Genomic DNA, 24072 nt, shown 5'->3' on the forward strand with positions numbered 1-24072 from the left:
ACTGAGCGGTTCAGCTGTGTTCGGGGACGGTGTCCCGGCGCGGCTTGAGGGCCGCGGCGGTGTCCTTGACGCTGGTGATCGTGCGCTCCGGCGCCCGGATCTTCTTGACCTTGCGCCAGCCGAGCAGGCCGAACAGGCCGGCGACCAGCAGCATCAGCAGGAACACGATGCCGAACGCGGCCCAGCGCTTGAGCCACTCGGACAGCAGCTCGCCGAGGAAGAAAAAGAAGAAGAACGAGCTGTAGAGCCCGATCACCCCGGCGACGATGAAGAAGACGCTGCCCTTGACGCCCTTCTTGACCTCGCCCACGACCTCGGACCTGGCCAGCTCGACCTCGGCCCTGACCAGGGTGGACAGGTGCTGGGTCGCCTGGCTGACGAGGCTCCCGATCGACTGGCCGTCGGCGGAGGACTCGGCCTCCGGGCTCAGCGGGATGTAGGGCACGGCCCCGTGGGCATCCCGACCGTTGCGTTCGTGCTCCTGGCTGCTCACGGGGGTCATCGTGCCAGAAGACCCCACCCGGGGCTCGGTTAGTCCTCCGCAGCGGCGTGTACCTTGTTCCGCCGCACCAGCATCGCCGCCCCGGCCAGCGAGCACACCGCGGAGGCCAGCAGCACCGCGGTGCGGGCCAGTTCGCTCGCCTCGCCCTCCAGCGCGAGGTCGGCGATCAGCAGCGACACCGTGAACCCGACGCCGCCGAGCAGCGACAACGCCGCGATGTCCCGCCAGCCGACCCCGCTCGGCTTCTCCGCGAGCCGCAGCTTCACCGCCGCGAAGCAGGCCCCGAAGATGCCGACCGCCTTGCCCACCACCAGCCCGAGGAACACCGCCAGCGGCACGGCCTCGGTGAACACGCGGCCGAGCGATTCGCCGCTGACCGCGACCACGGCGGCGAACAACGCGAACACCGGCACGGCCACCGCCGCCGACCACGGCTGCAACCGGTGCTCCAGCCGGATCGCCGGCGCCTCCTCCTCACCCTGGTCCGGGCGCACCCGCGTGAGCAGGCCCAGCGCGACCCCGGCGATGGTGGCGTGCACGCCCGCCGAGTGCACTGCGACCCACACGACGATCGCGAGCGGCACGTAGATCCACGCCGTGCGCACGCGCTTGTACTGCAGGAACGCGTACAGCGCGAGCGACACCACCGCGACCAGCGCGGCCACCAGGTTGAACGACGTGGTGAACAACACGGCGATGAGGAAGATCGCACCCAGGTCGTCGACCACGGCCAGCGACAACAGGAAGACCCGTGCGCTGCTGGGCAGGTTGGACGCGGTGAGCGCCAGGACACCGAGGGCGAACGCGATGTCGGTCGCGGTCGGGATCGCCCACGCGCGATCCATGCCGGGCGCGCCGCCGCCGGCGATCAGGGCGACGACCGCGGGCACGACCATCCCGCCGAGCGCGGCGGCGATCGGCAGGACCGCCTTCTTCGGCCGGGACAGCTCGCCGACCACCAGTTCCCGCTTGAGCTCCAGCCCGGCGACGAAGAAGAACAGGGCCAGCAGGCCGTCCTTGGCCCAGTCGCCGACGGACAGGTCCAGGTGCAGCAGGTGCGGTCCGATGTGGAAGTCCCGCACCACCCGGTAGGACTCGCCGAGCGGGGAGTTGGCCCAGAGCAGGGCGATGGCGGTGGCGGCGAGCAGGATCATGCCGCCGGTGGTCTCGGTGCGCAGGTAACGCACGAACTCGGCGGCGGCTTGGCGCGGCTGGCCCACGAATGACTCCTCCGGGATCGATCGGGCTGTTGCCGACCAGACTTCCCGGCGCACCGTCAACATCATACCTTACGGGCCGGTAACAACATCCCGGGAAAGCGTCGTAGCATGTCACTCGCCAACGTTGTCTAGACCTCAAGGGCGGCGGCAGTGACGACCTCTACCGAGGCGAAGCGCGACGCGCGGTTCTTCGGGCACCCGATCGGTCTCGCGAACCTGTTCGGCGTCGAGATGTGGGAACGCTTCTCGTACTACGGGATGCTCGGCATCCTGCCGATCTACCTCTACTACTCGGTCGCCGAGGGCGGCCTCGCGATGCCGGAGGCCACCGCCACCAGCATCGTCGGGGCCTACGGCGGTCTGGTGTACCTGTCCACGATCGTGGGCGCGTGGGTCGCCGACCGCCTGCTGAGCTCCGAGCGCACGCTGTTCTACAGCGCGGTGCTCATCATGATCGGCCACATCAGCCTGGCGCTGCTGCCCGGTTTCCTCGGGATCGGCGTCGGCCTGGCCTGCGTCGCGGTCGGCAGCGGCGGGCTGAAGGGCAACGCGACCGCGGTCGTCGGCACGCTCTACGGCGAGCAGGACCCGCGGCGCGACTCCGGCTTCACGATCTTCTACATGGGCGTCAACCTGGGCGCGTTCATCGGCCCGCTGCTCACCGGGCTCGCGCAGAGCGAGGTCGGGTTCCACCTCGGGTTCGGCCTGGCCGCGATCGGCATGGCCATCGGCCTGACCCAGTACACGATCTTCCGGCGCAACCTGCCCGACACCGCCCGCGAGGTCCCGAACCCGCTGCCGGCGCGGCGGCGGCCCGCGGTCGGCGGCGTGCTGGTGGTGCTGGTCGGCGTCATCGTGCTGGCCGTGCTGACCGGGATCGTCACCGCGGCGAACCTGTCCGACGTGGTCGTGTGGATCGTCGGCATCGCGTCGGTGGGGTACTTCGCGGTGATCCTGACCAGCCGCAAGATCACCGCCATCGAGCGGCGGCGGGTGCTGGCGTTCATCCCGATGTTCATCGCGAGCGCCGCGTTCTGGTCGCTGTACCAGCAGCAGTTCACCGTGGTCGCGGTGTACTCGGACCAGCGGCTGGACCGTGACCTGTTCGGCTGGGAGATGCCGGTGAGCTGGGTGCAGTCGATCAACCCGGTGTTCATCCTGCTGCTCGCGCCGGTGATGGCCGCGATCTGGATCAAGCTGGGCGAGCGCCAGCCGTCGACGCCGATCAAGTTCGCGCTCGGCACGTCGGTGATGGGGGCGGCGTTCCTGCTGTTCCTGTTCTTCGCCGGCGGCACCGGGAACAGCACGCCGCTGCTCGCGCTGGCCGGGATCCTGGTGGTGTTCACGGTCGCGGAGCTGATGCTGTCCCCGGTGGGGCTGTCCCTGTCGACGAAGCTGGCGCCGGACGCGTTCCGCACGCAGATGGTCGCGCTGAACTTCCTGTCGGTCTCGCTGGGCACCGCGCTGTCCGGCTCGCTGGCCGAGTACTACGGCACCGACCACGAGGCCGCGTACTTCGGCGTCGTCGGCGGAGCGGCCATCGCGATCGGTGTGGTGCTGGCGCTGATCAGCCCCTTCGTGCGGAAGCTGATGTCCGGCGTGCGCTAGCCCGCGGTGATGCCGAACAGTGCGCCGACGTAGTAGGTGACCAGCATCGTCAGCGCGCCGACCCCCACGTTGCGGATCACCGCGCGGCGCACACCGGCGTTGCCGAGGCGGGCGCTGGTGTACCCGGTCAGCGCCAGGCCCACGACGACGGCGATGGCGCACGTCCACACCCGCCAGGAGGTCGGCGGCAGCGCGATCGCCAGCAGCGGGATGAGCGCGCCGAGGGAGAACGACACGAACGACGCCCACGCGGCCTGCCACGGGCTGGTCAGGTCATCCGGGTCGATGCCGAGTTCGGCTTCGGCGTGGGCCGCGAGGGCGTCCTTCTCCGACAGTTCGCGGGCCACCCGCTCGGCCAGTTCGCGGGACAGGCCCTTGTCCTCGTAGATGTCGGCGAGTTCTCGTTCCTCGGCCTCCGGCATGGTCTTCAGTTCTTGTTTCTCGAGCTTGAGCGCGGCCTGTTCGGTATCGCGCTGGGTGCTCACCGAAACGTATTCCCCGCCGGCCATGGAAAGCGCGCCGGCGACCAGTCCGGCTATTCCGGCCATCAGAATGGCGCCGTGGTCGGTGGTCGCCCCGGCGACCCCGACGACGAGCCCGGCGACGGACACGATCCCGTCGTTGGCCCCGAGAACCCCGGCGCGCAGCCAGTTCAGCCGGCTGCCCAGGCTCTCGTGGTGGGGTTCGTGCGCGTGGGCCGCAGCGGCGTCCTTCGTCTCGGTCACGTCATTATTGAAGCATCCCGCGGCGAATTTCCCGCATTAGCTGAGACTTACCTAAATCTCCGCGGAACCCTCGCGGTAAATCTTCGCGGCCGCGATCCGCCCGTCGCGGAAACGGTAGAAACCGGCGATCGCGAAGGTGTGCTCGGTGCCGTCGGCGGTGAGCGTCTCGGTGAGCTGCGCCGCGGCCTGGTCACCCGAAGCGATGACGTTGTCGATCGTCAGCGTCGGCAGGAGCCCGCGCATCGCGCCCTCGAACAGGTCGGCCAGTTCCGCGCTGCCGCGGACGGTCGTGGTGCCGGTGATCCAGGTGGCGTCGTGGGTGAACCCGGTGAGCAGGGCGGCGAGGTCGCGTTCGTTGAACGCCCGCACGTGCGCGTCCAGCGCGGACAGGACATCGGTCACGTGTGGATCTTGGCAGGTGCGCACGCGGAGGAAAAGTCCGGCCGCCGGTGTCGAGATCCGGTGAACGGCTCCGTCCCCGGTGCGAACGCGGCCAGAATGGGTCGCATCACAGCGAGGAGTGGACGATGGCGAAGTACCTCTTTCTCAAGCACTACCGCGGCGCTCCGGCTTCGGTGAACGACGTGCCGATGGCGCAGTGGACGCCGGAGGAGATCTCGGCGCACGTGCGGTACATGAACGATTTCGCCAAGCGGCTGGAGGAGACCGGCGAGTACGTCGACAGCCAGGCGCTGGCCCCGGACGGCACCTGGGTGCGGTACGACGGGGAGGGGCGGCCGCCGGTGACCGATGGTCCGTTCCCCGAGACGAAGGACCTGATCGCCGGGTGGATGGTGGTCGACGTGGACAGCTACGAGCGGGCGGTCGAGCTGGCCGGTGAGCTGTCGGCGGCGCCGGGGGCGGGCGGGAAGCCGATCCACGAGTGGCTGGAGGTGCGCCCGTTCCTCGGGAACCAGCCCACTGTGACGGAGTGACCGCACCGATGGACGAGGCGCTGCTGCGGAGCCTCACCCCGAAGGTGCTCGGGATCCTCGTCCGCCGCGGAGCCGGTTTCGCGGCGGCCGAGGACGCCGTGCAGGAGGCACTGGTCGAGGCGGTCCGGGTGTGGCCGTCCGACCCGCCGCGGGATCCGCAGGGCTGGCTGGTCACGGTGGCCTGGCGCAAGTTCCTCGACGCCACCCGCGCCGACGCCGCCCGCCGCCGCCGGGAGGAGCTCGTCGACGAGGAACCCGAGCCCGGGCCGGCGCCCGCGGTGGACGACACCCTTCAGCTCTACTTCCTGTGCGCGCACCCGTCGCTGACGCCGTCGTCCGCGGTGGCGCTCACGTTGCGGGCGGTGGGCGGGTTGACCACGCGGCAGATCGCCCAGGCCTACCTGGTGCCGGAGGCGACGATGGCGCAGCGCATCAGCCGTGCCAAGCGCACGGTGTCCGGTGTGCGGTTCGACCGGCCCGGCGACGTCGGCACCGTGTTGCGCGTGCTGTACCTGGTGTTCAACGAGGGGTATTCCGGAGACGTCGACCTGGCGGCCGAGGCGATCCGGCTGACCCGCCGGCTCGCGGCGGCGATCGACCACTCCGAGGTGGCGGGGCTGCTGGCGCTCATGCTGATCCACCACGCCCGCCGCGCGAGCCGGACCGCGCCCGACGGCAGCCTGGTGCCGCTCGCCGAGCAGGACCGGAGCCGGTGGGACACGCGGTCGATCGCGGAGGGGGTCGAGATCCTGCAGGCGGCGCTGGCCCGCGACCAGCTCGGTGAGTTCCAGGCGCAGGCCGCGATCGCCGCCCTGCACGCCGACGCGCGCACCGCGGAGGAGACGGACTGGCCGCAGATCGTCGAGTGGTACGACGAGCTCGTGCGGCTGACCGACAGCCCGGTGGTACGCCTGAACCGAGCGGTGGCAGTGGGCGAGGCGGACGGCCCCCGCGCGGGGCTGGCGGAACTCGAGACGCTCGACTCGGGCCTGCCCAGGTACGCCGCGGTGGCCGCCCACCTGCACGAACGCAACGGCGACCTGGCGACGGCGGCCCACTTGTACGCCGAGGCCGCGGCGAAGGCACCAAACCTCGCCGAGCGGGACCACCTCACACGACAAGCCGCACGAATCAACGCCCAGCTGCGAGGGTGACCCCGACGCCCCGGCGCGCCCCTACCCGCGCCGGGACGCGCTGGGACCTGGCTCGCCCATGCTCTCTGAGCGTGCCCGCTTCGCGGGCGCAGCAGCCTCTGCCGGGTCGTGGCCTGCGGCACCCTGCGGCTTCTACCCGCGCCGGGTGTCAGGCCTCCAGTTGCGCCCCGGGCGTGCCCGCTTCGCGGGCGCAGCAGCCTCTGCCGGGTCGTGGCCTGCGGCACCCTGCGGCTTCTACCCGCGCCGGGTGTCAGGCCTCCAGTTGCGCCCCGGGCGTGCCCGCTTCGCGGGCGCAGCAGCCTCTGCCGGGTCATGGCCTGCGGCACCCTGCGGCCTCTACCCGCGCCGGGTGTCAGGCCTCCAGTTGCGCCCCGGGCGTGCCCGCTTCGCGGGCATAGCAGCCTCTGCCGGGTCATGGCCTGCGGCAACCCTGCGGCCTCTACCCGCGCCGGGTGCCAGGCCTCCAGTTGCGCCCCGGGCGTGCCCACTTCGCGGGCATAGCAGCCTCTGCCGGGTCATGGCCTGCGGCAACCCTGCGGCCTCTACCTTCGCCGGGTGTCAGGCCTCCAGTTGCGCCCCGGGCGTGCCCGTTCGCGGGCATAGCAGCCCCTGCCGGGTCGTGGCCTCCGGCACCCTGCGGCTTCTACCCGCGCCGGGTGTCAGGCCTCCAGTTGCGCCCCGGGCATGCCCGTTACGCGGGCGCAGCAGGGCCTGCCGGGCGATGGCCTCCGGTAATCCGCGCCTCTACCCACGCCGGGACCCGTCCGGCCCCCCGGCCATGCCGGCCGTGCAAGCGCTGCAGCCCCTGCCGGGTGGTTGCCTTCGGCGACTGCCGTGCCTCCACCCGCGCTGGGCGCCGGTACCCCAGCCCTGGCCCTGCGCCCACAGCCCCACTCGATTCAGCCGATCGCCTCGGGCAGTCGGCGCACCTGGTAACCGGCCTCGATGGTGTTTCCGGTCGCCGGGTCGCCCAGCTCCACCCGCCATTCGGCGGCGAACTGGTTCACCCCCGGCACCATCGGGATGGTCCCGGAGATCAGCACGACCCCCGGCTCGTACAGCCCGCGCTCCCGCAGCACGTCCAGCCAGTGCTGCGGCGTCAGCAGCTCCGCGAGCGTGCCGTCCTGGATCAGCTGTCCGTCGGCCCATCCGCGCAGCGTCAGCGAGTCCAGCCGGTCCGCCACGTCGTCCAGCCGCCACGCCTTGCGGCCCAGCACGTCCGGCGCCGCGTTCTTGCTCCACGCCACACCGTGCACCTCCAGCTCCCGGTCGGTGTGGTCGCAGGCCACCGTGAGCAGCACCCCCTCCGCGGTGATCACCAGCGCCCACTCCGCCTCCCCCGAGGTGCGGTCGTGCTGGACGGGCACCTCGTCGGTCTGGGCGGCCAGGTACGGGGCGACCGGGTACAGCGCCGGCGTGACCTTCGGCGCCGGGACGCCCAGCTCCGCCAGCTCCGCGACGTGCGCCGCGACGTCGGCCTGGTCGCGGCCCGCGTACCCGGCGTTGAGCAGCGTCGTGACCGGCGTGGTCACCGTCGTGCCGTCGGGCAGGTCGAAGCTCAGCGTCGGCATGTCGTCCTCCGTAAAGTCGGGTAACCCAGTTCTTACCTGCGGGGGCTTGCGCATGCAGGTTGTATACAACGAGTATTACCGCAACGTGGCACCCAAGAGATCGGGATGTGAGCAATGACCTCGGTAACGCCGACCGTGGACAGGGCATCGCTGCGGCGTGCCTTCCTGGCGAGCCTGTCCGGCACCTCGCTGGAGTGGTACGACTTCGCGGCCTACTCGGTCGCCGCCGCCACCGTGTTCGGCCACCAGTTCTTCCCGGCAGGCGATCCGCTGGTCAGCACGATGGCCGCGTTCTCCACCTACGCCGTCGGCTACCTCTCCCGCCCCCTCGGCGGCTTCGTCTTCGGCCGCCTCGGTGACGTGCTCGGCCGCAAGCGCGTGCTGGTGATCACCCTGCTGCTCACCGGCATCGCCACCTTCCTCATCGGTGTCCTCCCCACCCACGCCTCGATCGGTGGCACCGCCGCGGTCCTGCTGGTGCTGCTGCGCTTCGCCCAGGGTGTCGGCATCGGCGGCGAATGGGGCGGCGCGGTGCTGCTGTCCAGCGAGTTCGGCGATCCGAAGAAGCGCGGGTTCTGGGCGTCGGCGGCCCAGGTCGGACCACCCGCGGGCAACCTGCTCGCCAACGGTGTCCTGGCCCTGCTCGCCCTGCTGCTGACCGAGGCGCAGTTCGACTCGTGGGGCTGGCGCGTGGCGTTCCTGCTCTCCGCCGTGCTCGTCGCGTTCGGCCTGTGGATCCGGCTCAAGCTGGAGGAGACCCCGGTCTTCAAACGCATCGCGGAGAGCGGCGAGCGGCCCAGCGCGCCGATCTCCGAGGTCTTCAAGCACGAGCGCCGCGCCCTGGTGGCCGCGATCTTCGTCCGCGTCTGCCCGGACGTGCTGTACGCGTTGTTCACCGTCTTCGTCCTGACCTACATGACCCAGGAGCTGGGCATGTCCCGCAGCCAGGGCCTGACCGCGGTCATGATCGGTTCCGCTGGCCAGCTCGTCCTGATGCCGGCCTTCGGCGCGCTGTCGGACCGGGTGAACCGCCGCAAGCTCTACCTCTTCGCGACCATCGCCGCGGCGATCTGGCCGTTCGTGTTCTTCCCGCTGGTCTCCGGCCGCTCGTTCGGCCTGCTGCTGGTCGGGATCGTGATCGCGCTCGTCATCCACGCCGCGCTGTACGGCCCGCAGGCCGCGCTGATCACCGAGCAGTTCTCCGAGCGCCTGCGCTACACCGGCAGCTCGCTGGCCTACACGCTCGCCGGGGTGATCGGCGGGGCCGTCGCGCCGCTGCTGTTCACCTCGCTGCTGGCCGGTTTCGACAGCTGGCTGGCGCTCGCGCTGTACGTGGTGGTGACCGCGGTCGTCACCATCATCGGTCTTGCGCTGGCGCGGGCGGCCCGCGACGAGACTCAGGTGGTCGTCAGCTGATGCTTCAGGGTCCGGGCGTGGTGGTCGTCGATGGCGGCCAGCGCCGCCTCGACCTCGCGGTTGGCCAGTGCGGTCACGATGGCCTGGTGCTCGCGGCAGACCTCCGCGTGCCGGGTCCCCGACCGCCGCAGCGCGACGAGCCCGGCACGGACCTGCCGGGCTCGCAGCGCGGTGTAGGTCCGGCTCAGCATCGCGTTGCCGGCCGCCTCGACGAGCAGGGTGTGGAAGTGCGTGTCGAGTTCGATGAACTCCTTGGCCGACGCCGGGTCGTCACAGCGCTCCTGCTGCTCGAGGACCTTCTGCATGGCCCGCCACGGCACGGTCCCGGCCGCCATCACCCGCTCGGCCGCGAACCGTTCGAGCAGCCCGCGCAGCTCGACGAGGTCCCGCAGGTCGCGCCCGGTCAGCGGGGCGATGTAGGCGCCCCGGTTGGGCACGAGCTGCACCATCTCCTCGGCCGCGAGCTGCAGCAGCGCCTCCCGCACCGGCGTGCGTGAGACGCCGACGTGCTCGGCGATCTCCTGTTCGCTGATGAACGTGCCCTCGGCGTCGGGGTCGGCCAGCACGGTGCTCTTCAGGTAGTCGTAGGCCTTGGCCCGCCCGGACAGGGCGGGCTTGCTCGTCGCCGGCATCCGGGCTCCCTCCATACACGTTGTATACAGATGGTACGCGGAAAGTGGCCGGACCGAAAAGAACGCCGGGGCGGATGCCTGATCGATGACATCCGCCCCGGCGAGTCCTGGTCGCCGCGGGCGACCGCGGGAACGGCCGAGGTCAGCCGTCGAGTTCGGCCAGTGCCTGCTTGGCCTGCTCCAGCTCGGCCTCGAGCGCGGCGACCTTGGCCTTCTGCTGCTCGACGGCGGCGTTGATCACCTCGTCGATCGGGATGGACAGGTCCTCGTGCAGTTCCTTGGCCGCGCGGGACACGGCCGAGGCCGGGATCTTCAGTCCCTGTGCGACCCACTTGGAGCCGTGCTTGAGCTCGGCCTGCCACTCGCCGTCGGCGGTGCCGGTGACGGTGAGCGTGAGCTCGACGGTGCGGGTCTTCTTCGCCGCGGTGCCCTTCGGGCGGCCGCGCTTGGGCTTGGCCTCCTCCGTCTCGGTGGACGCGGAGGCGGGAGCGGGAGCGGCCGCGGAGTCGTCCGCGACCGGAGCCGGCGCGACGGGAGTTTCCTGCTCCTGCGGGGTGGTCGTGGTGTCCAAGCTCATCGGTGCTGCGGTCTCCCTCTCGTGGGGTCCGGCTACGTCGGCCCGAATTGTAGAACAGGCGTTCGATAGCCGCTCGCTGGGGTCGTGCCCCTGGATTGTCCCGCGCTGCCTGCGCCGGGGTACCCCGGGGCGTCGCGCCGCAACGGGTGTCGATACTCTGCGATCCTCACCCAGCAGGGTGAGGAAGCGATGTCGCTCGATAGGGGCTTGCTGACGTGGGCGTTACGTATCTCTACCCGATCGGGTGTATCTCGTTTTTCGCGCGACCTCGGCAAACGCAACATTTGCCCTGCTCTCCCTAGTTCGCCCCCGTCACCCGGAGGTTTGATCACCTAGGGGGGTCCTGATAGCAATAAGGCCCAAGGCGCAGTTGCGGTGCCGCATGTCTTCGGGGGAGACCGCCTTGGTGAATTCTTGTCCGATGTAGGTCCTCAAGGATTGTGGTAATGCCCATGACGTGCAGCTCGCGCGTGCAGAACGGATCTGCGCGCCGCGGCCGGCTCCCGGTCCGGCTCCTCGCCGTGGCCGGAGTCTCGACCCTGGCTCTGCTGACCGGAGCTTGCTCCAGTGGCGACGAGGGCGGCGTGAAGCCGGCCGCCGTGAGCCAGGAAGATCTGACCCAGCTGCCGGAGGCGACCACGTTCGCCACGGTCGCGAACGCCCCGCTCGACCCGCAGCCCTCCGGCGGCGCGACGGCGGGCCGCGTAATCCACCCCAAGGCCGACATGGTCGTGTACGACTCCGTTGGCGGCAAAGCGATCGCGAAGCTGCCGTCCATCCAAATGGGATCGCCGACCTGGGTACCGGTGATCGCGGAGCAGGGCGACTGGGCGCAGATCCTGCTGCCCACCCGGCCCAACGCCGCGTCCGGCTGGGTCCACCTCAGCGACGGCGCCGCCGAATCCGCCCAGAACGACTACGTGGTCAACGTGGACCGTGCGGCGTTCAGCCTGGAGATCCTGGAGAGCGGCAAGTCGATCGGCAAGTGGACGATCGGCATCGGCAAGCCCGAACACCCGACCCCGGCGGGGCGTGCTTACATCATCGCCTCGATCGAGGAAACGAAGAACACCTACAGCCCGATCGTCCTGCCGCTGAGCTACCACTCCGATTCGCTGGAGACCTTCGGCGGCGGCCCGGGCACGGTGGGCCTGCACACCTGGCCCAACAACAGCTTCGCCGGCCAGGCGAACAGTGACGGCTGCATCCGGGTCCCCTCGGAGGCGCTCGACGAACTGGTCAAACTGCCGCTCGGCACGATCGTGAACATCACGTGACGGCCTGAGCTTCTTCGCCACCTCGCCGGTGGCCGGAATGCGTCACGGGGGGCCACCGGCGAATTCATCCCGCATTTCCATTTCACGAAAGGGAATTCCTTGTCCAGAAAGAAGGCTGTGGCCGGCGGCGTCGGCGTGCTCGCGACCGCGCTCGCCACCTCGGTGCTGCTCGCGCCCGCCGCTGGGGCGACCACCACCACCGCGGACGGCGTCAACTCCGCCTACGCGATCGCCGCCAAGGGCCTCCTCGGCATCGACCCCAGCCCGTACGTCACCGACGAGAAGGGCTTCGAGCAGAAGTCGCTCGCCACGCTGAACGTGCCGGGCCTGGCGCAGGTGAAGCTGCTCAACGCGTCGGCCGGTGCCGGCCAGGCGCGCGCCAGCGTCGCCGACGTCAACGTCGGTCTCGGCGTCGGCAAGCCGCTGCTGACCGCGACCGCCATCGAGGCGGAGTGCGAGGCCGGCAAGGGCAACTCCTCGCTCGCCAAGGCGAAGCTCGGTGACGTCACCCTCGACGTCAACGCGCCGACCAACACCACGGTCGCCGTGCCGGGCCTGCTCTCGGTCGTGCTGAACAAGCAGACCAAGAAGGACGACGGCTCGATCACCGTCACCGCGATCTCGATCAAGATCGACAACCTGCAGACGCTGGACATCGCGTCGGTCACCTGCGCGCCGGGCGACGACGACAACGGCGGCGAGACCCCGACCACCGCGCCGACCAAGACCAGCACCTCGAAGCCGGGCACCAGCACCCCGACCTCGACGAAGACCAGCTCCGGTGGCGGCGCCGGCTCGGGTGCGGGCGACAAGCCCGACGCCAACGGCAAGGCCCCGCGGCCGACCCCGGTGAAGGCCCACCTGGACGTCACCGGCTGATCCGGCTCTTCCTCGGGTTCCCACGACAAGGGGCCTGCACCGGCAACCGGTGCAGGCCCCTTTGTTTATGCGTCAGTCCTCCGACTTGCCGGACTGCAGGCCGCTGGAGATCAGCTCCATCACGCTGGAGTCGGCCAGCGTGGTGACGTCGCCGATCTGGCGGTTCTCGGCCACGTCCCGCAGCAGGCGCCGCATGATCTTGCCGGAGCGGGTCTTCGGCAGCTCGGGCACGACCATGATCTGCCGCGGCTTGGCGATCGGGCCGATCTCCTTGGCGACGTGGTTGCGCAGCTCCTGCACGGCCTCGTCCCCGCCCTCGGCGGCCGAGCCGCGCAGGATCACGAACGCGACGATGCCCTGCCCGGTCGTCGGGTCGGACGCGCCGACCACCGCCGCCTCGGCCACGGTCGGGTGCGAGACCAGCGCCGACTCGACCTCGGTGGTGGAGATGCGGTGACCGGAGACGTTCATGACGTCGTCGACCCGGCCGAGCAGCCAGATGTCACCGTCGCTGTCGTACTTGGCGCCGTCACCGGCGAAGTAGTAGCCCTGGTCGGCGAACCGCGACCAGTAGGTGTCGCGGAAACGCTCGTCGTCGCCCCAGATGCCGCGCAGCATCGACGGCCACGGCTTGTCCAGCACCAGGTAACCGCCGCCGCCCTTGCCGACCTCGGTCGCGGTGTCGTCCACGACCTTCGCCGAGATGCCGGGCAGCGGGCGCTGCGCCGAGCCGGGCTTGGTCGAGGTGACGCCCGGCAGCGGGGAGATCATGATCGCGCCGGTCTCGGTCTGCCACCAGGTGTCCACGATGGGCGCCTTGCTCGCGCCGATGTGCTCGCGGTACCACATCCACGCCTCGGGGTTGATCGGCTCGCCGACGCTGCCCAGCACGCGGAGGCTGGACAGGTCGTACTTCGCCGGGATGTCCTCGCCCCACTTCATGAACGTGCGGATCAGCGTGGGCGCGGTGTAGTAGATGGAGACCTTGTGGTTCTGGATGATCTCCCAGTGCCTGCCCTCGTGCGGGGTGTTCGGGGTGCCCTCGTAGACCACCTGGGTCGCGCGGTTGGCCAGCGGGCCGTAGACGATGTAGGAGTGGCCGGTGACCCAGCCGATGTCGGCGGTGCACCAGTAGACGTCCTCGCCCGGCTTGTGGTCGAAGACGACGTGGTGGGTGTAGGCGACCTGGGTCAGGTAGCCGCCGGAGGTGTGCAGGATGCCCTTGGGCTTCCCGGTGGTACCGCTGGTGTAGAGGATGAACAGCGGGTGTTCGGAGTCGAAGGCCTCCGGGGTGTGCTCGGCGGACTGGCCGTCGACCAGGTCGTGCCACCACACGTCCCGCTCGCTCATGGGAACGTCTTCGCCGGTGCGGCGCACGACGATGACCTTCTTGACCGACTGGGCGCCGTCGAGGGCCTCGTCCACGTTGGTCTTCATCGGGGCGGCCTTGCCGCGGCGGTACTGCCCGTCGGAGGTGATCACGACCTTGGCTTCGGCGTCGTCCACGCGCGAGCGCAGCGCGGCCGGGGAGAACCCGCCGAAGACCACGGAGTGCATCGCGCCCAGCCGCGCGCAGGCCAGCATCGAGACGATCGCCTCGGGGATCATCGGCAGCTGGATCGCGACCCGGTCGCCGGAGGTGACGCCGAGGGAGGCCAGCGCGTTGGCGGCCTTCGAGACCTCGTCCTTCAGCTGGGCGTAGGTGATGTCGCGGGTGTCGCCCGGCTCGCCGACCCAGTGGATGGCGACCTGCTCACCGTGCCCGGACTCGACGTGCCGGTCGACGCAGTTGTAGGCCACGTTGAGCTTGCCGCCGACGAACCACTTCGCGAAGGGCGCGTTCGACCAGTCCAGTACCTGTGACCACTTGGTGTCCCAGTGCAGCCGCTCCGCCTGCTCGGCCCAGAACGCTTCGCGGTCGGCGTCCGCCTTCTCGTACCAATCGGCCTTCGCGTTGGCCTGCGCCGCGAACTCGTCGCCCGGGGGGAACGTCCGGTTCTCGGTGAGCAGGTTGTCCAGCGCGGGGGACTGCTCTGTCATGGTGCACGGCCTCCTGAAGTCACTCATCTCTGGCTGACGCCGGATGCACGGTAGCGACGTTAGCCCCCGTGACGAAAGAGCGCAGCACCTCACGGCAGGTCTCGTGGCCGTCACCGCACGCGATCGAGCAGTTTCCGCTGTGTCGTGGGCCACTCCTCCGCGAGCAGTGAGTAGACGACCGTGTCGCGGCGGCTGCCGTCCGGGCGGATGCGGTGCGCGCGCAACACGCCCTCCCGGCTGGCGCCGAGCCGTTCGATGGCGCGCTGTGACTGCTCGTTGCGGTGGTCGGTGTGCCAGGTGACCCGCTGCGCGCCGAGCACGTTGAAAGCGCGTTCCAGCAGCAGGAGTTTGGCTTCGGTGTTCAGCGCCGTGCGTTGCCACGGCCTGCCGATCCAGGTGTAGCCGATGGCGAGGGCGCGGTGGCGCGGGACGATCTCGTAGTAGGAGGTCGTGCCGGCGACGCGGCCGGTCGTGGCATCGACCTGGGCCCAGGCGAGGCGGCCGGGCTCGGCGAGGATGTCGTCGATCATGGCCTTGGTGGCGTCGAGGGTGACGGGTTGGCGGAGGCTGAGCCAGCGCCAGACCTCGGGGTCGCGACCGGCTTCGTGCAGGCCCTCGGCGTGTTCCGGGCCGAGCGGTTCGAGGTGGACGTGCTTGCCGTGCAGGGCGGGCCGGTCATGCCAGGTCATGCCGGGGACGCTACGTCTCCCGATTGGACGTCTGCTAGTGCCAGTGCTGGCTTGCTTTCAAGGTCCACTCGGTCGCCTCATATGCTCCCGGTACGCGTCGAAGGAGGTCCGAGTGGCTGAGCGGGAAGAGCTCACCTGGGAGTTGTTCGGTTCGGCCAGCCGGGAGCTCGCCCAGCAGGTCGCGGACAGCGGTTACGAGCCGGACGTGGTCCTGTCCATCGCCCGCGGTGGGCTGTTCGTCGCCGGCGCGCTCGGCTACGCGCTCGACGTGAAGAACCTGCACGTCATGAACGTCGAGTTCTACACCGGCGTCGGCGAGCGGCTGGAGCTGCCGGTGATGCTGCCGCCGGTGCCCAACGCCGTGGACCTGACCGGCGCGAAGGTCCTGGTGGCCGACGACGTCGCCGACACGGGCGCGACGCTCAAGCTGGTGCGCGACTTCTGCGCCGACCACGTCGCGGACGTGCGCTGCGCGGTGGTGTACGAAAAGCCCTGGTCAGAGGTGAAGTGCGAGTACGTGTGGCGCCGCACGGACCGGTGGATCAACTTCGCCTGGTCGAAACAGCCACCGGTAATCCGCCGCGAGGGGCAGGTGCTGGACGCGTGAGTGGCCGGTTGGATGGTGTCGCCGGGGCGGCGGATGCTGGTCGTGTGGTGCCGGGGCTGGATGGTGCCGCCGAGGTGGCGCGGGAGGTGCCGGCGGCATGAGCGACCCACTGGCGCCCCTGCTCGAGCTGGAGGGCGTGGCCGAAGCGGCGAAGAAGGCGCAGGACGCGGTCTTCGCGGTGCACCGGCTCCCGGTGAACCTGCGCGGCGGCTCCGCCACGGCGGCCGAGGCGTCCGTCCGGGCCGCCCGCGCGTCCGCCGCGCTGGACGGCGCGGACCCGGAGATCCCGGCGGAGGCCGAGGTGAAGGACCCGATCCTGGCGGGCGCGCTGCGGGTCGCCTCGGCGAGTGAGTCGCTGCTGCCGACGTGGCGCCGCGCCCCGCGACAGGCACTGGCGCGGATGCACGTCCTGGCGGCCGCTGATCTGGTGGGCGACCAGAACGCGCTGGGCCGTCCCGGTCCGGCTGCCGGGGCCCGCCTGGACCTGCTGACGCAGCTGGTCACGGGCGTGACATCGGTGCCGGGCGCGGTGCTGACGGCCGTCGTGCACGGTGAGTTGCTGAGCCTGCGCCCGTTCGGCACGGCGGACGGCGTGCTGGCCCGCGCCGCCGCCCGCCTGACCATGACGGCGACCGGCGTCGACCCGAAGGGCCTGAGCGTGCCCGAGGTGGCGTTCTTCCGCCGAGCGGCCCGGTACGAGGAGGCGGCGGCCGCCTTCGCGACCGGAAGGCCCACCGGAGTCCGCGAGTGGCTCCTCTTCAGCTGCGAAGCGCTCGAAGCAGGCGCCCGAGAGGCCAAGAGCATCGCCGACGCCGCCGGCTGACCCTGACCGCGGTTGCCGCGGCGGCGGGCTGTTCGACGCGGGGACCGGGGCGGTTGGCTGGTCGTCGGCCCGCCCCGGCTGGTGGCTTGCCTGGCGGTGGTTTCCGGGGTGGTGGGCTGTTCGGTGCGCGGGCCGGGGCCGTTGGCCTGCCCCAGATGTCGGCTGATCTGGCTGTGACTGTAGAGGCGCCGGCCTGCTCGGTGCGCGCGGTTGGCCGCCGGCCTGTCCAGGGTGTCCTGGCCGCGGGCTGCCGACGTCTCTGCCGCGCCGTGCGCGAGCCGGTGCCGGTGGCTGCCCACCGGCGGAGGCTGCTGTTCCGCGGCCCACCGGCCCCCGCAATGCCGCAGGCCATCGGCACTGGCCGATCCACGGAGCCGGCACGCGTGGCCGAACAGCTGCCGGCCACGCCCCAGCCAGCCTCACCCACGGGCGCAGTCGCGTGATTCCGGGGACGTGCGACGCTCCCAGCGCACCTCCCCGGGACCGCGCGACCTCAGGTCGTCGCGCAGGCGAGCAGCGCCTCCCGCACGTGCCCGCCGTTCGCGGCCAGCATCGCGGCCGCCGTCGCCGCGTCGACACCGCACAGCAGGTGCACCAGCGCGACCTTCAGGTCACCGTCGGCCTCGGCGAGGGCTTCGGCGGCCTCCCGCTCGTCCGCGCCCGTCGCCTCCATCAGGATCCGCAGGGTCCGGCCGCGCAGCTTCGCGTTGGTCGCCCGCAGGCTGACCATCAGGTTCGAGTACGTCCGGCCGAGCTTGATCATCGTGGCCGTGGAGAACGCGGTCAGCAGGATCTTCTGCGCCGAGCCCGCCTTCATCCGCGTCGACCCCGCGATGACCTCCGGCCCGGTGTCCACCGCGATGAACACGTCGACCCCGGCCGGCCGCACCGCACGCGCGTTGCCCGACACCAGCCCGGTCGACGCGCCGAGCCGCCCGGCCGCCTGCAGCGCGCCCAGCACGAACGGGGTGCGACCGGACGCGGTCAGGCCCAGCACGAAGTCGCCCGCCCGGACCGAAGCCGCCATTTCCGCGGCGCCCGCCGCAGCGTCGTCCTCGGCGTTTTCGACCGCCTCGCGCAGCGCCCGGTCGCCGCCCGCGTGGTGCGCGACGAACCAGTCGGCAGGCACGTTGAACGTCGGCACCAGCTCAGCGGCATCCAGCGTCGCCAGCCGGCCGGACGTGCCCGCGCCGACGTAGTGCACACGATGGCCGGTGCGCAACGCCTCCACCGCGAGATCGACCGCGTCCGCCAGCTGGGGCAGGACCTTGGCGACCGCGTCGGGGACCCGGCGGTCCTCGTCGTTGATCGTGGTCAGGATGCCGAGCGTCGACATCCGGTCGATCTCGGTGGTGCGGGGGTTGCGCTGCTCGGTCGGGGAATCGACGTGGACCACCTGACTGGGCACCGTCATCATGCGTCTCACCGTTTCCTTCGTGCTCACTTTCCGGTCTCTCGCGGACGCCTCCGGCCGTCCGGTCGCACGCCGAGGCGGTGGCCGCCGACGGCGTCGCGAGTGGCTTCCAGCGCGGCGGACGCGCTGTCCATGTGGCGCTGGGCAACCCCGATGAACAGGCAGTCGATGACCGTGAGCTGGGCGATCCGGCTCGCCGTCGCGCCCGAGCGGAAGGTCGTCTCGCGGGCGGCGGTGGTCAGGACGTAGTCGGCGACCTCGGTGATGGGCGAGCGCGGGAAGTTGGTCAGCGCCACGGTGGTCGCGCCGTGCTCGCGGGCCACCCGCAGCGCCTCGACGGTGTCGGTGGTCGCGCCGGTGTGCGAGACGCCGATGGCGACGTCGCCGGCGCCCAGCACCGCGGCCGAGGTCAGCATGATGTGGGTGTCCGACCAGGCGAAGCACACGCGGCCGATGCGGTGCAGCTTCTGCTGCAGGTCGGCGGCGACGAAAGCGCTCGCGCCCACGCCGTAGACGTCGGTCCGGCCGGCGTCGGCGAGCAGGTCGATCACGCGCTGCAGGGTCGCGATGTCGAGCTGCTCAGCGGTTTCCTCGACGGCGCGCGCGTCGGCGAAGCTGACCTTGCCCACCACCGCGGCCAGGTCGTCGTCCACGGCGATCTCGCCACCCAGGTTGCGGGTGGACCGCGCCTCGGAGCGGGCGGTGTCAGCGGCCAGCGCGATGCGCAGCTGCGGGTATCCGCCTACGCCCACGGCCTTGCAGAACCGGGTCACCGTGGTCTCGCTGGTGCTTGCGGCCAGGGCGACCTCGGTGATCGAGCGGCGCGCTACTGCGGACGGGTCATCGAGGACGACCTTGGCTACGCGCTGTTCAGCTCGGGCCAGGCCGGGCAGCAGCGAACGGATCCGGACCAGAGGACTGGTTTCGGACTCGCGAGCGGCCGAACCGATCTCGTTCGGTGCCCGCTCGGTTACGGAATCGGTATCCAGATCCGTGGGAAAGTTACTAACCGTAGGCATTTGAGACAAGGTTACCCACATCCTTAGGGATGATCGCAACTCGTCCGCCCCTGCACGGCCGAGCTGCGGTGACTCAGTTGCCCGGAAAGTCGCCAACTACGTCGTGGTTGTTAACGTCATCAAGTTAACGACTTGGCAACTTCCTGTGGTTCCCGAAACAGCCGGCGATCGTCGGTGGCTCCCGCTCGCGTCTCAGTGATAGGGACTTGCCCGCCTCGATGGTATGACGCGAGTCTGGCCACTTTCACTACCAATGGAGCAGCCGATAGGTAGCTCTGCGTGACGGACGCTGGTGTCCGAAATTCGTTCGTGCTGGTTACTCGCCCACCGCTCGGCTATGCGTGGCGCGTCGCCGGCCGGAAGATCACCTGTCCGGCCGCGGGTAAATCTCCCTACAGCCGGCGCTACATCGCTTCGGCCAGCGCGCTCGCCCACTTCTCTCGGGCCGGGTTGATCGAACCCCAGTTCCGCGTCGGGTGAACGCGGTTGGTCAGCAGGATGGCGAACGACCGCGACACCGGGTCGATGACCAGCGACGTGCCGGTGAAGCCGGTGTGGCCCGCGGTGGTGGGCGAGGACAGCGCACCCATGTAGAACCGCTGGTCCAGCTCGAACCCGAGGCCGTGAGCGTGACCGGGGAACGCCTGGTTGTAGTCGGTCAGCATGTCCCGCACCGTTTCCGGGCGCAGGATCCGGGCGCCGCGGTAGGCGCCGCCGTTGAGGATGGCCTGCGCGAGCACCGCCATGTCCGGCGCCGTCGAGAAGATGCCGGCGTGACCGGAGACTCCGCCGAGCGCCCACGCGTTCTCGTCGTGGACCTGGCCACGGACCACGCCCCGCGGCGGATCCGCCTGGAACTCGGTGGCCGCGATCCGGTCGAGCTTCTCGGCGGGCGGGTTGAACGTCGTATCGGTCATCCCGAGCGGCTGTGTGATCCGGTCCCGCACCACGGCGTCGAGCGGCTGCCCGCTGATCCGCTCGACGAGGAAACCGAGCGTCATCAGGTTGATGTCCGAGTAGAGGTACGTCGACCCTGGCTGGTTCTTCAGCGGGCTGTCGAGCACGGCCTTCCGCCGGGACGGGATGTCCGGGTAGCCCTGCCACAGCGACGGGCGCGGGTCGGCCGCCAAGCCCGAGGTGTGGGTGAGAAGCTGCCGCACGGTAACGGACTCTTTGCCGTTCGCCGCGAACTCGGGCAGGTACTCGGCGACCGGCCGGTCCAGCGCGACCTTGCCGTCCTCGACGAGCTGCATCACCGCGAGCGAGGTGAACAGCTTCGTGATCGAGGCCATGTCGAAGATCGTGTCGGCGCGCATCGGGACCTGCTGTTCGGGCGGCAGCTCCGTGCCCGCGGCGTCGGCGTACCGGAGCGCCCAGCCGGCCGCGGTCTCGGCGACGACCACCCCGTTGTGCCCGAGGATCCCGGCCGCGCCGGAGAAGTGCGGGTGTCCGGTGGCCGGGTCCGGCTTGGTCCAGTCGGCCAGGAACTGCTCGGCGGCCCGCAGGGGCCCGGAATCGAGCCCGACGTCGCCGGGCAGCCCCGGACGCAGCACCGTGTCGGGCGGTGCGAACTCGTACTGCGGGCGGTCGATCCGCCCGGTGTAGGCCTGCTCGGTGATGGTGGTACTCGCTCCGGGAACGGTCAGGGCGGAAACGGTCAGCACCGCCGCGACCAGTAGTTTGCCCGTTCGCATGCCGGCCTCACCAGTAGAGCAGATGGGGCCGGCGGCGGGCGGTGAACTCGTCGAGCTCGGCCTGCCACGACCCGACGATCTCGTCCACACCGGCGCCGCGGTCGACCATCGTCCGCACCCGGTCGGAGCCGGTCAGCTTGTCGATCCCGTTGTCCGCGCGCCAGGCGAAGATGTCCGGGTGCAGCTTCTTGGCCGTCACCAGCATGGCGACCCCGGTGCGGATGGCGTCGAACGCGGCCGGGTCGGTGACCGTCAGCTGCACCCCGCCGCAGGTCTGGTTCACGAACTTGCTGAACGTCGGCACGAAGTAGGTCTCCCGGAACCGCACACCCGCGAGCCCGAGCGCCGTCAGCTCGTCCCGCCACCGCCAGTCGATACCGGGCGCGCCGATGATCTCGAAGGGCCGGGTCGTGCCGCGTCCCTCGGAGAACACCGTGCCCTCGAACATGCCCGTGCCCGGGTAGACCAGCGCGGTGTCCGCGGTCGGCATGTTGGGACTCGGCGGCGTCCAGGTCAGCCCGGTGCCGGCGAAGAACGTGTCCCGGCGCCAGCCCTCGGCCTGCACCACCTGCAGGTCGGCCAGCCGCACGCCCTCGGCGGGCAGCAACTCGGCGGCGAAGTACTTCGCCAGCTCGCCGACGGTCATGCCGTGCTGCTGCACGATCGGTTTGAGCCCGACGCCGGAGGCGAACTTCGGGTGCAGCATCGGGCCGTAGGCCTTGCCGCCGATCGGGTTCGGCCGGTCGAGGACGACGAAGGCGGCCCCGGTCCGGCCGGCGGCGGCCATCGCCGTGTACATGGACCAGATGTAGGTGTAGAAGCGGGCCCCGACGTCGGCGATGTCGAAGACCACCGTGTCCACGCCGGCCTTGGTGAACATCCCGGCCAGCTTCGCCGCGTCCGCGCCGTACGCGTCGTACACCGGGATGCCGGTGCGCGGATCGGTGTAGTCGCCCTCCGAGCCGCCGGCTTGGGCGCTGCCGCGGAACCCGTGTTCCGGCCCGAACGCGGCGACCGGCCGGACCCCCGCGGCGATCATCGAGTCGACGACGTGATCGCCGTTCTCCAGCACACCCGTCGGGTTCGACAGCACCCCGACCTTGCGCCCGGCCAGCGAGCGCCAGCCCTGGCGGGCGAGGGCGTCGGCGCCGGTGACCACCGGTCCACGGGCCCCGGACGGGATGGCGGGCACCGGTTCCGCGAGGGCGGACCCGCCGGTCAGCAGGGGTGTCGCGAGGGCGCCGGTGACCAGGAACCCGCGCCGGTTGAGCCTCACCATGTCAGTCCTGTGCCGAAGGGATAGCGGATCTGGCCGGCGTCGTCGCCCGCCGGTACGTCGACGGGCAGCTTGCCCTGTGGTGCGATCTCACCCTTGAGCACCTTGGCCAGCGAAGCCATCGTCACATCCCGCCAGTCGTACGTCGCCACCCAGGTCGGTACGTCGGCGTAGCCCGGGTCGTACGGCTCCTGGATGCTCACGGCGACCACCGGTTTCCCGGTCGCGAGCAGTTCACGCACGAGGTCACCCTGGCCGGTGTCGCTGCGCAGGCCGTTGGTCAGGACGACGACCGTGTCCGCTTCGCCGGCCGCCGCGACCGCATCGGCGATCTTGGCCGCGGTCGGCTTGGCGCCCGTCGAGACGGCCGTGCCGCCGAGCCGCTCGGCCAGCGCCCGCACCGGTTCCGCCGGGTAGCCGGGGTAGTTCGGGTTGTTCCAGCCGGTGACCAGGACCTTACCGGGATCGCGCAGGGGCAGCAGCCCGGCGTCGTTGCGGAGCACCGTGGTCGTGCGGTCGGTGAGGGCCTGGATCTTGTCGCGGTTGGCCGCGCTGCCGACGACCTGCTTCACGGCCCGTGTGTTGACCAGCGGGCTGGCGACGATGCCGCGCTTGTCCTTGAGCTTGAGGATCCGCAGCACGCTCTGGTCGATCCGCTCCTCGGTGAGCCGCCCGTTCTTGACCGCGTCGAGCACGCTGTTGACGGCCAGCCCGAGGTCCGGCGGCATCAGCATCTGGTCGACCCCGGCCTCCAGGGCCAGTACCGGGATCTCCGCGTCGCTGTGCAGCTGCCGCACCCCGGCCATCTGCAGCGAGTCGGTGGCGACCACCCCGTCGTAGTGCAGCTCGTCGCGGAGGATCCCGGTGATGATCGGCTTGGACAGCGTCGCGGGCTCGCCGGACGGGTCGAGGCTGGGCACGGTGATGTGCGCGGACATGATCACGTCGGTCCCCGCGTCGATCGCCGCCCGGAACGGCGGCAGGTCGATCTGCCGCCACTGGTCCTCGGTCCGGTTGATGACGGGCAGACCGGTGTGGCTGTCCGTGGCCGCGTCACCGTGGCCGGGGAAGTGCTTGGCCGCCGCCGAGACGGTCTCCGTCGCCGGCCCGGAGTTCTGGTAGCCGTCGACCTCGGCGGCCACCAGCTCGCTGGTCAGCGCCGGATCGGCGGAGAACGACCGGGTGCCGATGACCGGGTTGAGCGGGTTGGAGTTGACGTCCGCGTCCGGCGCGAAGTCCTGGTTGATGCCCATCGCCCGCAGCTCGTGACCGTTCACCGTGGCCAGCGTCCGCGCGTCCTCGGCGCTGCGTCCGGCACCCACGGCCATGTTGGACGGGTACTCCGTGGCCGGTGCGGCGATGCGCGTGACCCGGCCGCCCTCCTGGTCCGTCGAGACGATCAGCGGAACCTTCGCGCCCGAGGCGAGCGCGGCCCGCTGCAGCCCGTTCGAGAAGCGCGCGACCTGCGCCGGGTCATCCACGTTGTCGGTGCCGGAGTTGTTGAAGTAGATGACGCCGCCCGGGTGGAAGCGCTGGACGACCTCCGCGGCCGTGTCGACGCCGTACTTCGTGCGGTTGCCCTCGGCGGCCTGGTCCGCGGACTTGCCCCAGACGTCGGCTACGAAGAGCTGCCCCACCTTCTCCTCGAGCGACATCCGCCGCAGCGTCTGCTCGGCCCAGCCCTCCTGCCGCCCGCCGGGTGCGGCGGAGGCAGCGCTGACCGCGCTCACGCCGAGAACACCCACGACGATCGCGGCAAGCACATGAACCCTCCGGCGCATCGCGAAACCTCCCCTGAAGATGATCACCGGCGGATGGAGCCGGCATTGGGGGAAGCTACTCAGTCACTCCGGAGCTGGTCAACGACTGCCTTACTTTCGGAGGAGCCCGAAAGTGTCTTTCAGCCGCTATCACTCTGGCGGGCTAATCCCCTGGACATAAAAATGCGCGGGCGCCGCAGCGACATCGCTAGCGGCGCCCGCCCGCGCGGACTGCTCGGGTGACCAAGCTGCAA

At 70.7% G+C, this 24072-nt stretch carries 21 protein-coding genes and 1 pseudogene; 8 read left to right on the top strand and 14 right to left on the bottom strand.

What is annotated here, in order from left to right:
- Positions 1 to 10: 10 nt before the first annotated feature.
- Both D0D28_RS07615 and nhaA read right to left on the bottom strand, forming a co-directional pair.
- A complete protein-coding gene (locus D0D28_RS07615; protein WP_094005572.1) occupies positions 11 to 493 on the bottom strand; it encodes a phage holin family protein in 483 nt (160 codons plus the stop codon).
- 38 nt (positions 494 to 531) lie between these two features.
- Positions 532 to 1785, bottom strand: a complete 1254-nt coding sequence (gene nhaA / locus D0D28_RS07620; RefSeq protein ID WP_430732349.1) for a Na+/H+ antiporter NhaA — start codon at positions 1783 to 1785, stop codon at positions 532 to 534.
- Between the two features lie 87 nt (positions 1786 to 1872).
- Here nhaA and D0D28_RS07625 point away from each other — a divergent pair, with 87 nt between their 5' ends.
- A complete protein-coding gene (locus D0D28_RS07625; protein WP_094005574.1) occupies positions 1873 to 3330 on the top strand; it encodes a peptide MFS transporter in 1458 nt (485 codons plus the stop codon).
- Here the strand turns inward: D0D28_RS07625 and D0D28_RS07630 are convergent.
- Together D0D28_RS07630 and D0D28_RS07635 are read right to left on the bottom strand one after the other, a co-directional pair.
- Positions 3327 to 4055, bottom strand: coding sequence for a VIT1/CCC1 transporter family protein (locus D0D28_RS07630; RefSeq protein WP_094005575.1), 729 nt, complete (start codon positions 4053 to 4055; stop codon positions 3327 to 3329). The genes D0D28_RS07625 and D0D28_RS07630 overlap by 4 nt on opposite strands.
- Before the next feature lie 51 nt (positions 4056 to 4106).
- Positions 4107 to 4457 (bottom strand): nuclear transport factor 2 family protein, encoded by a 351-nt coding sequence (locus tag D0D28_RS07635; RefSeq protein ID WP_116110185.1) that lies wholly within the window; start codon positions 4455 to 4457, stop codon positions 4107 to 4109.
- 125 nt (positions 4458 to 4582) lie between these two features.
- Between D0D28_RS07635 and D0D28_RS07640 the strand changes: the two genes are divergently transcribed.
- Together D0D28_RS07640 and D0D28_RS07645 are read left to right on the top strand one after the other, a co-directional pair.
- Positions 4583 to 4990, top strand: a complete 408-nt coding sequence (locus tag D0D28_RS07640; protein WP_116110186.1) for a YciI family protein — start codon at positions 4583 to 4585, stop codon at positions 4988 to 4990.
- 8 nt (positions 4991 to 4998) lie between these two features.
- Positions 4999 to 6144, top strand: a complete 1146-nt coding sequence (locus D0D28_RS07645; protein ID WP_116110187.1) for an RNA polymerase sigma factor — start codon at positions 4999 to 5001, stop codon at positions 6142 to 6144.
- 899 nt (positions 6145 to 7043) lie between these two features.
- Here D0D28_RS07645 and D0D28_RS07650 read toward each other — a convergent pair.
- Entirely contained in the window at positions 7044 to 7715 is a 672-nt protein-coding gene (locus tag D0D28_RS07650; RefSeq protein WP_094005579.1) for a DUF2848 domain-containing protein, read from the bottom strand.
- Positions 7716 to 7829: 114 nt separating this feature from the next.
- Between D0D28_RS07650 and D0D28_RS07655 the strand changes: the two genes are divergently transcribed.
- Positions 7830 to 9131, top strand: a complete 1302-nt coding sequence (locus D0D28_RS07655; RefSeq protein ID WP_094005580.1) for an MFS transporter — start codon at positions 7830 to 7832, stop codon at positions 9129 to 9131.
- Here the strand turns inward: D0D28_RS07655 and D0D28_RS07660 are convergent.
- Together D0D28_RS07660 and D0D28_RS07665 are read right to left on the bottom strand one after the other, a co-directional pair.
- Positions 9113 to 9763, bottom strand: coding sequence for a GntR family transcriptional regulator (locus D0D28_RS07660; protein WP_116110188.1), 651 nt, complete (start codon positions 9761 to 9763; stop codon positions 9113 to 9115). The two genes, D0D28_RS07655 and D0D28_RS07660, sit on opposite strands and share 19 nt — an antisense overlap.
- Before the next feature lie 142 nt (positions 9764 to 9905).
- On the bottom strand, positions 9906 to 10340 hold the full coding sequence (locus D0D28_RS07665) for a DUF6319 family protein (protein WP_094005582.1): 435 nt from the start codon (positions 10338 to 10340) through the stop codon (positions 9906 to 9908).
- Between the two features lie 446 nt (positions 10341 to 10786).
- On the opposite strand from D0D28_RS07665, the gene D0D28_RS07670 reads away from it, so the two are divergent.
- Positions 10787 to 11617 (top strand): L,D-transpeptidase, encoded by an 831-nt coding sequence (locus D0D28_RS07670; protein ID WP_094005583.1) that lies wholly within the window; start codon positions 10787 to 10789, stop codon positions 11615 to 11617.
- Positions 11618 to 11716: 99 nt separating this feature from the next.
- Positions 11717 to 12496 (top strand): choice-of-anchor P family protein, encoded by a 780-nt coding sequence (locus D0D28_RS07675; RefSeq protein WP_233157273.1) that lies wholly within the window; start codon positions 11717 to 11719, stop codon positions 12494 to 12496.
- 72 nt (positions 12497 to 12568) lie between these two features.
- Here the strand turns inward: D0D28_RS07675 and acs are convergent, their stop codons facing one another.
- Both acs and D0D28_RS07685 read right to left on the bottom strand, forming a co-directional pair.
- Positions 12569 to 14536, bottom strand: coding sequence for an acetate--CoA ligase (gene acs / locus D0D28_RS07680; RefSeq protein WP_116110189.1), 1968 nt, complete (start codon positions 14534 to 14536; stop codon positions 12569 to 12571).
- Positions 14537 to 14646: 110 nt separating this feature from the next.
- Positions 14647 to 15225 carry a GNAT family N-acetyltransferase gene (locus D0D28_RS07685; RefSeq protein ID WP_116110190.1) on the bottom strand — a complete coding sequence of 193 codons (579 nt, stop codon included), beginning with the start codon at positions 15223 to 15225 and terminating at the stop codon, positions 14647 to 14649.
- A gap of 112 nt (positions 15226 to 15337) precedes the next feature.
- Between D0D28_RS07685 and D0D28_RS07690 the strand changes: the two genes are divergently transcribed.
- Both D0D28_RS07690 and D0D28_RS07695 read left to right on the top strand, forming a co-directional pair.
- Positions 15338 to 15832 carry a phosphoribosyltransferase gene (locus D0D28_RS07690; RefSeq protein ID WP_116110191.1) on the top strand — a complete coding sequence of 165 codons (495 nt, stop codon included), beginning with the start codon at positions 15338 to 15340 and terminating at the stop codon, positions 15830 to 15832.
- 97 nt (positions 15833 to 15929) lie between these two features.
- On the top strand, positions 15930 to 16655 hold the full coding sequence (locus D0D28_RS07695) for an oxidoreductase (protein ID WP_116110192.1): 726 nt from the start codon (positions 15930 to 15932) through the stop codon (positions 16653 to 16655).
- 493 nt (positions 16656 to 17148) lie between these two features.
- Here the strand turns inward: D0D28_RS07695 and D0D28_RS07700 are convergent, their stop codons facing one another.
- From D0D28_RS07700 to D0D28_RS07720, 5 genes and pseudogenes are all read right to left on the bottom strand, one after another.
- Positions 17149 to 18072, bottom strand: a complete 924-nt coding sequence (locus D0D28_RS07700; protein WP_094005589.1) for an N-acetylmuramic acid 6-phosphate etherase — start codon at positions 18070 to 18072, stop codon at positions 17149 to 17151.
- Positions 18073 to 18095: 23 nt separating this feature from the next.
- Complete coding sequence (locus D0D28_RS07705; RefSeq protein WP_205413206.1) at positions 18096 to 19088, bottom strand: MurR/RpiR family transcriptional regulator; 993 nt, start codon at positions 19086 to 19088, stop codon at positions 18096 to 18098.
- 407 nt (positions 19089 to 19495) lie between these two features.
- Positions 19496 to 20782 (bottom strand): annotated as a pseudogene (locus D0D28_RS07710) (serine hydrolase domain-containing protein); the annotation flags it as partial.
- Between the two features lie 7 nt (positions 20783 to 20789).
- Positions 20790 to 22058, bottom strand: a complete 1269-nt coding sequence (locus D0D28_RS07715; RefSeq protein WP_116110239.1) for an exo-beta-N-acetylmuramidase NamZ family protein — start codon at positions 22056 to 22058, stop codon at positions 20790 to 20792.
- Complete coding sequence (locus tag D0D28_RS07720; RefSeq protein WP_167481533.1) at positions 22055 to 23839, bottom strand: glycoside hydrolase family 3 protein; 1785 nt, start codon at positions 23837 to 23839, stop codon at positions 22055 to 22057. Before D0D28_RS07720 ends, D0D28_RS07715 begins: the two co-directional genes overlap by 4 nt.
- Between the last annotated feature and the right edge of the window lie 233 nt (positions 23840 to 24072).

The sequence above is a fragment of the Amycolatopsis ruanii genome, assembly GCF_003385175.1.
Classification (GTDB): domain Bacteria; phylum Actinomycetota; class Actinomycetes; order Mycobacteriales; family Pseudonocardiaceae; genus Amycolatopsis_E; species Amycolatopsis_E thermalba.